Source organism: Chryseobacterium potabilaquae (assembly GCF_902728265.1).
GTDB lineage: Bacteria > Bacteroidota > Bacteroidia > Flavobacteriales > Weeksellaceae > Chryseobacterium > Chryseobacterium potabilaquae.
In genome coordinates this window covers 1-6636 of record NZ_CACVBR010000075.1, presented here as the reverse complement: position 1 = coordinate 6636, position 6636 = coordinate 1, and the positions used below count along the sequence as shown (strand labels likewise).

The following is a 6636-nucleotide window of genomic DNA, read 5'->3' as shown; positions in this document are numbered from 1 at the left end:
CGAGACATAGAACATCCCTCCAAAAACATATCTAAGAGCAAAGAAATCTTTTTTTATTACATTTTCTTTTAAAAAGAGCTTTTCGATAGTAATTGTTTCTAATTTTTTTCTTGCTTTCTCTTTATATTCTTCGAACTCTTGTAGAGTATTTAGACTTAGAAAGACCATATTAGTTTTACGTGATGTTTCATAATCGTCAGCCTTTTTTTTATATTTTATCATCGAATTTTGAAAATCAATGTATTCATGATCAAACTGATAAGGGTGTAATAGCCAATAGTCTGTATATTCTTGTCCATTATGCAATACTGTATTTCTGAAATACTGTATGCCCTCCCCCGTGTATTTTTCAATAATAGACTTTAATTTTGAGCTTATCTGTAAATTTCCTGAATTAACTACAGACCCTATAAAATCCGTTACGCGTGCTTTTTTATTTATTATTGGATAGCAAGAAAGTGGCTCAAAATCTAACTTTAATCCAAAATTATTTTCTATGTGATTCGGACTATCTCGATCATTATCTATTGCGTCTTGAGCCTGCGGATATGATTGACCAAAATCTTTTTTTTGTAAACTAGGTCTTATTAAATAGTACTTCATTTTTAGAAAATTAAATTTTGTAGTTTAAGGGTGGGATTATTATTAATAGCAGCTTTTGCTTCATCTATTAAATCAAGTAAAAAATCATAACATTCATCATAATTGGCATTTGGATTCTCATTTTTAAAATTTTCCAATTTAAATTCTATTATATCATTATAGCTTGGGTGATTCGTATTCCTCCATTTATCTATTGCCATTCCGTTTAAGGCTTCGTCAATATGAAAAGCCTTTTCAGATTTAGCTGCATTTTGTATTATTTGATGTCTATATAATGACCTCGGAATAATATGGTGAGCATGTTTACTAGCATCGGTTAATTTAATAGCAGCTCGTAATTTAGAGGTTTTACCAAATGTAATAAGGCCGCCAGCACCTTTTATCATTCCCAACACTACTTTACCACCACCTGCAACAGCAACTGTTTTGATAGCAAACTTTGCTCCTACTGCTCCCCATCCTGCAACAGGTACTGCCGATGCAAAACTTAAACTAGCATTCAGGCCATCTCCGTTAATGGTATAGATTAATCCATTGGTAAGATCGGCAACCTCTCCTACAACAGGGACCACACCTATGACATCCAATAAAAGCTGAAATGTTTCTCTGGAAGCCTCCCAAAAACATTTTCCTTTACTCCACGATGGATAATATTTCCGCAAATGTAAATAGTTTGCAGATATCAGCCTTACTTTTTCATGGACAAAATTTTGTATGAGCAAGCCTGCACAGCAATTATTATTGAGTACATACTCAATTTGTGCATCCGTCATTGTATTAATATCCGCATACGATGTAAAAGCGACAAACGCTTCATTCGTTTCTTTTATATACTCCTCGTCATACGGGGAGGCCTCGATTTCTTTATTGATTGCTATATATTCTTGAATCTTATCGCTAGATAATAAAGAAATATTCTTTTGAAATGTTTGACTATATCCTTCTAAAAACCACTTCCTAAACTGGGCAGCTGTTATGGCATTAGGAAGGTTCGACTTTAAAACGTTAGTGATAAATTTTCTTGAATCTTCACTGCTATTAGCATCATAGTAATTTTTTAATTCCTCATAAAAATCTGAATTTGAAGGATCATTAATCATATCCTTTAAATCCGAAGGCAGGCTTTTTACATATAAAAAAAATGTACTTAACGTTACGGTTGGAGTCGTTGGAATTCCTGTGCAGTTTCTATCTCCTATATCTTCTGTGGGATCAAAAGGTCCTGTAGCAATTCCATTTCCATTGCAAGGGATTGAGGATCCCCCACCGGGAACGTAAGTCCCTCCTTCGTTTCCTGAACTACTCCCATCTCCGCCTCCTGTACCAGGATTATTAGTATCACTGATAAAATCACATCGGTATGTCATAGTCATATGCACTCCTGGTTTTCTATCTGCCTTACAATTTTCCCATTCAGAGGTGTTATTTTCATTGTGGGTCGAAACCCCATTGTGAACATCACTACAACCTCTAATGGTATATGTTTCTACAAATCCACAAGTTGTCATACCTGCTCCTTTTGAAATCGGAGTAAAGGTTCCTTTTGAAAGCTCTGTGATAGTAACCTTATTTTTTATGTTCACATACCCCTTTGCTTGTAATGTTAGTTTTTCTTGCTTGGTGAGATTGTAAGAAACAAGTAGTTCTTTATAAGTTCCATCAGGGAGTGGTGTTAGTACAAGATTTTCTAATGGAGAATCGTCTGATGAGTTAGTCCGTATAAGATTAAATGTGTAGGTATGATAGTTGAGCCCATTCTCGATATAAGTGATGTTATCAGTGTCAATATAAACATCCTCACTTGTTGTTTTACCGAATTTATTGGGCGTGTTTTTAATTTTTTCTAACTCTAAATTAAGGGATGCCTTATGCCGGCTTTGATCCAGCCGTATCGTTTTTGAGGAAAGCTGAAAAGGACTGTTCGTAGTATGTGTTTCATTCTCGGTAAGAAGATCATTAGTCCTGCAAGAATTTAAAAAAAAGCTTGTTATAAATAGATATAACAAGAAAATACAATTGTTTTTCATAAAACTTTAAATGTTAAATATCATTAATTAGTGAAATAATGAAACGAATACAGTACTAAATAAAATTGTTAGAAAAGGGAATTAATTTTCCTCCAGATATTCAACGGTTAGTTTTATAATTGCGAAGCTAATTCTTTAAAACGTCAAAATTCGACGTGTTATAAATTTTTATAAAGAATATATATGTACCGAATAAGTTAGTTATATATGACTTTATTTATCTAGCGAAACTCCCTTCTATCGCAGAATATTTATATTTTTATGGTAAAACTATATATTTGAGAGGTATTACAATAAAAACAAAAATTGCTGTAATCTTACAGCAATTTTTATTTGTTATGAATAATGAATGTTAATATGCGAAAATTAAGTTTGTTAGTTTTCTATAAATTTCTTTATGGCTATGAAAGGCCTTATTTTTACTGATATTTAGCAGTTCATTTTTCAACTTTGTTTTGTCCTCCGTATTAAATTCAGGAAATTCTTTGAAGAAATCTGCATATTGAAATTGTAAATCTGCTATTTTTCTTTCAAAAGGCTTCTTTTTTCTCGAGTTATTCACAAATAAAGGAATTAAAACAATTGATAAAACAAAAGTAAATTGAAGTATTTCAGACACTTGCATAGTGAATTTAATTTATTATAAATCTTTGACAAGATACTATCTTTTTTTAAGACTTCCCCCTATTGGTCAGAAATAAAAAAGTTGTCCATGTGTCAGCTACATTTCCATACCTCCTTTTGAAATTACTTTTTTAATTTCTTTTACAACTTGTTTTTTAATATTTAATTTTTCAACAAGCTCAGTAAAAGGGTTAATTTTATTGATTTGCTGTTTAGCCTCACTTGATAATAAATCTACTGATTTTTTCAATATTTTTTCAGGATTTACTACATTTTCAATATTTGAAATTCCTCCTGTGGTAATGGTTATTCCTGTTTGTATTCCGAATCTTCCAAGTTCATAAATACCTTCGAGCATTTTGACACCATCTACTTTACCCTCTTTATCTGTTACCTTTGCTTTATTATGATTAAGTTCTCTTGTTGAGCTTTTTATCGTTTCTTTATACTCTCTGTTGTAGTCAAAATTTTTATCAAACTCTTTTTCACAGCTTTCTTTAAAATTCATTCTATCAAAACCTACTTTTATTCCTTTATCAAAGGAATTCTCTGCTTTTTTTTGATTTGACATAGGACTTAAAGAGGTCTGTTTTTCTTTGTCATAACGGCATACAACTACGTGTACATGAGATTGGTTGCCTTCCTTACGCATACCAGATTTTATAATTTCACCATTACTGTTTCTATGCATTCCATCTTCAAGAGCAGATATTTTATATTTATCTTTTTGTGAATTTAATAAAGAAATTTCTTTTTTGATAGCTCTATTTTCAATCACTTCTTTAGAGTTGATATCATACTTCCTCTCATATTCAACTTTAACAAAATAAACTAAATCTTCTCTCGATATTTTTTTCCCGTTAACTTCCCTATCAAAGTTTTCAGCATATTTTCCCATTACATTATGGGTATACTTTACTAATTCTTTTTCATATTTATCCTTTTCTAAGCTGTTCAAGTTTTCAACCCCTTTATTTTTTTTTCCCGTAATTTTGTAGATAATATGCTCCTGTTCTTTAGAAGAAGGATTGACTGATAACATGAAAAATTTTGATTCATCTTTCTTTAATCCTTTCCCCATATCATCAATGCTTTTTATTACATCATCTTTTTGCACATTTTCATTATCTTGATTAATAAAAAAACTATCTTCTTTTTGCTTATCTTCCTTTGTAAGATATTCAATTAAATCACTTGATGATCCTTTATTTCCACCTACTGTATTTTTAGGATTATGGATTCCAATATACACGCTATTCAAATTTTATTTTAATATCATTTAAGGCATCTTTTAAAGCAAAATAATCATAAGTATGAATCAAATAATACGTGTTATTATCTCTAGTTTCTTGTTTTTGCACTCTGAATATTTTATCATGTAAAATTTCAATCATTTTTTCAACCTTTTTTAGATCATTTTTAGATACTAAAATATCATCCGAGTTAGCACTTTTTATGTCAGAATTAAGGTTATCTATTTCCTCAATTTTAGAAGAATTTTCCATAAATTCTAAAACCCTTAAATTAACTTGACTTTGTGCATTCACAAAAGGTTTAAAAAGTTTATTTTCATATTCCTTAAAAAAGCTTCTAAAAGTTTTATCTATAGTCTTAAATTGATCAAATATAGGCTGGGATGCTTCCCTAGGAGAAACATTATATTCAATAAAATATCTTGACATATCATTCACTAAATCATTGTTAGATTTATAATGAAATTTATGTTTTATTTCTCGTAAATTTTGATTGGTTTCTTTATTTATTTGAATTGTGGTTAAAGTTGCTTTATCCATTTTTTATATAACTTTTCTTTTAATATTTTTTAATTGTAAAAAACTGTTTATTAATATATTATATAAAAATATCATATATTAACATATAATAAAATATATAACAAAAAATAATAAATTACTGTTTTACAGTAATTTATATTTCATAAATGACGGTTTCCGTCGTTCCCGCTTGCTTTCCTTTCTTTACAGAAACTCAACAAAAAAAACCAATCAAAAAAACTCTCTTCGATTGGTTTTTATATTAATTTGAAGATCGAAATTTATCTAAGATATCCAATGTCTCTAAACTCATACCACTAGAGAATATGGCACGGAGGGCTTTTTTAGTATCAGTATCAATTTTATATTCAGAAATATTTTCCAAATTTATATTAATACTTTGAAGAGATTTTAATACTTTTTTCATAGATGATTTAACCTCTTTATCTTTAGTCTTTTTGCAAGAATTTTCAAGTTCACTTATTGAAAAAATTAATTCTTCAAAAATTTTTTTTTCTTTTAGTTGCTTTTCATTATTTTCCATTGTCGCAAATTTATAAAAATTTGTTGTAATAAATCACTAAAACAAGAACAGCCTTTAAAGGCCGTAAGGTTTTTTCAGCCATAACAACTAAACAAAATTCAAATATTATTTCAAAATTTTAATAAAAAAAATAATATATTAGGACTAATTAATGATTACCATAATTTAATATTAAAAAAACAAAATTATTTCTCGAATATATTTTGATAAAATTTATAATTTTTGAAAAATATATGAGTAGGCAAAGCCGATAATTTATGCATAATTTTTAATGAAATTAATTCAAAATATCTATAGCATTATGAAGCTATAATATATTTATTCTTAACGTATACATTTTGTTTTTTATCCGCTGTATACTATATAATTTCTGATTATTTTTTTTTTAAAATTTTAACCAAATAAATGCAATTTATTTCTCTAATTTTTGTATATATTGCAATATCGGCTGAAGAGGACAAAGAGGCAACGTGAGGACGACCTTGAGAAGCAATAAGTCGATCACACTGGACAAGTTTGATCAAAGCTTAGTTTAAAAAACTGTTTTTAAAGAGATTTAAGGCAGTTTTTTTTGCCCCCCCCCCTAATCCCTCTATTTTTTAATTTGACGCTGTTTTTGAAGCTAAAAACGTCTTGAATCGCTTGATTTATTCTTACTCTATATATTTTTTGAATTTATCAAAATTTTTAAATTACATAGATAAAATCTATTAAGTTTTCAAGCGTTATTGAGGGGCGGCAAGGATTCCTGCGTTAAACAGCCATCTTTACTAGGAGTGCATCAAAAAGTGTGGGGCAATTTGTCAACAGACCGGGATATTAGAATCTCCATACTTTCCAATTGGGGATGCCTTTAAGAAATAAATGTGAACCTTTTGGGTTGATAACCTGGGGCTTTTTAGTAAATTTTTATTTGCCCCACACTTTTTGATGCACTCCTAAATGCAAGATTCATTCCAAAGGAGGGTTTTTTAATCATAATAATTAATTAATATAAAAAGATAAAGAAATTACTATATAGAGAGGTTAGCTGGCGAAACGGAAAATATAGTGCTTAAGGATTGGA

The 6636-nt window shown here is 29.4% G+C and carries 6 protein-coding genes; all 6 read right to left on the bottom strand.

Annotation, left to right across the window (positions count from 1 at the left end; all coding sequences use genetic code 11):
- Positions 1-603: hypothetical protein (locus CHRY9293_RS17980; RefSeq protein WP_162034240.1), on the bottom strand; the 603-nt coding region annotated here is incomplete at its 3' end.
- Positions 604-605: 2 nt separating this feature from the next.
- Positions 606-2630, bottom strand: a complete 2025-nt coding sequence (locus CHRY9293_RS17975; RefSeq protein ID WP_162034239.1) for an AHH domain-containing protein — start codon at positions 2628-2630, stop codon at positions 606-608.
- A 352-nt stretch (positions 2631-2982) separates the two neighbouring features.
- Positions 2983-3255: a hypothetical protein gene (locus tag CHRY9293_RS18785; protein ID WP_228455593.1), complete on the bottom strand. Its 273-nt coding sequence runs from the start codon at positions 3253-3255 to the stop codon at positions 2983-2985.
- 96 nt (positions 3256-3351) lie between these two features.
- Complete coding sequence (gene mobB / locus CHRY9293_RS17970) at positions 3352-4506, bottom strand: MobB family relaxase (RefSeq protein WP_162034238.1); 1155 nt, start codon at positions 4504-4506, stop codon at positions 3352-3354.
- A 1-nt stretch (position 4507) separates the two neighbouring features.
- Positions 4508-5047, bottom strand: a complete 540-nt coding sequence (locus CHRY9293_RS17965; RefSeq protein WP_162034237.1) for a BfmA/BtgA family mobilization protein — start codon at positions 5045-5047, stop codon at positions 4508-4510.
- A 241-nt stretch (positions 5048-5288) separates the two neighbouring features.
- Entirely contained in the window at positions 5289-5570 is a 282-nt protein-coding gene (locus tag CHRY9293_RS17960; protein ID WP_162034236.1) for a hypothetical protein, read from the bottom strand.
- Positions 5571-6636 lie beyond the last annotated feature (1066 nt).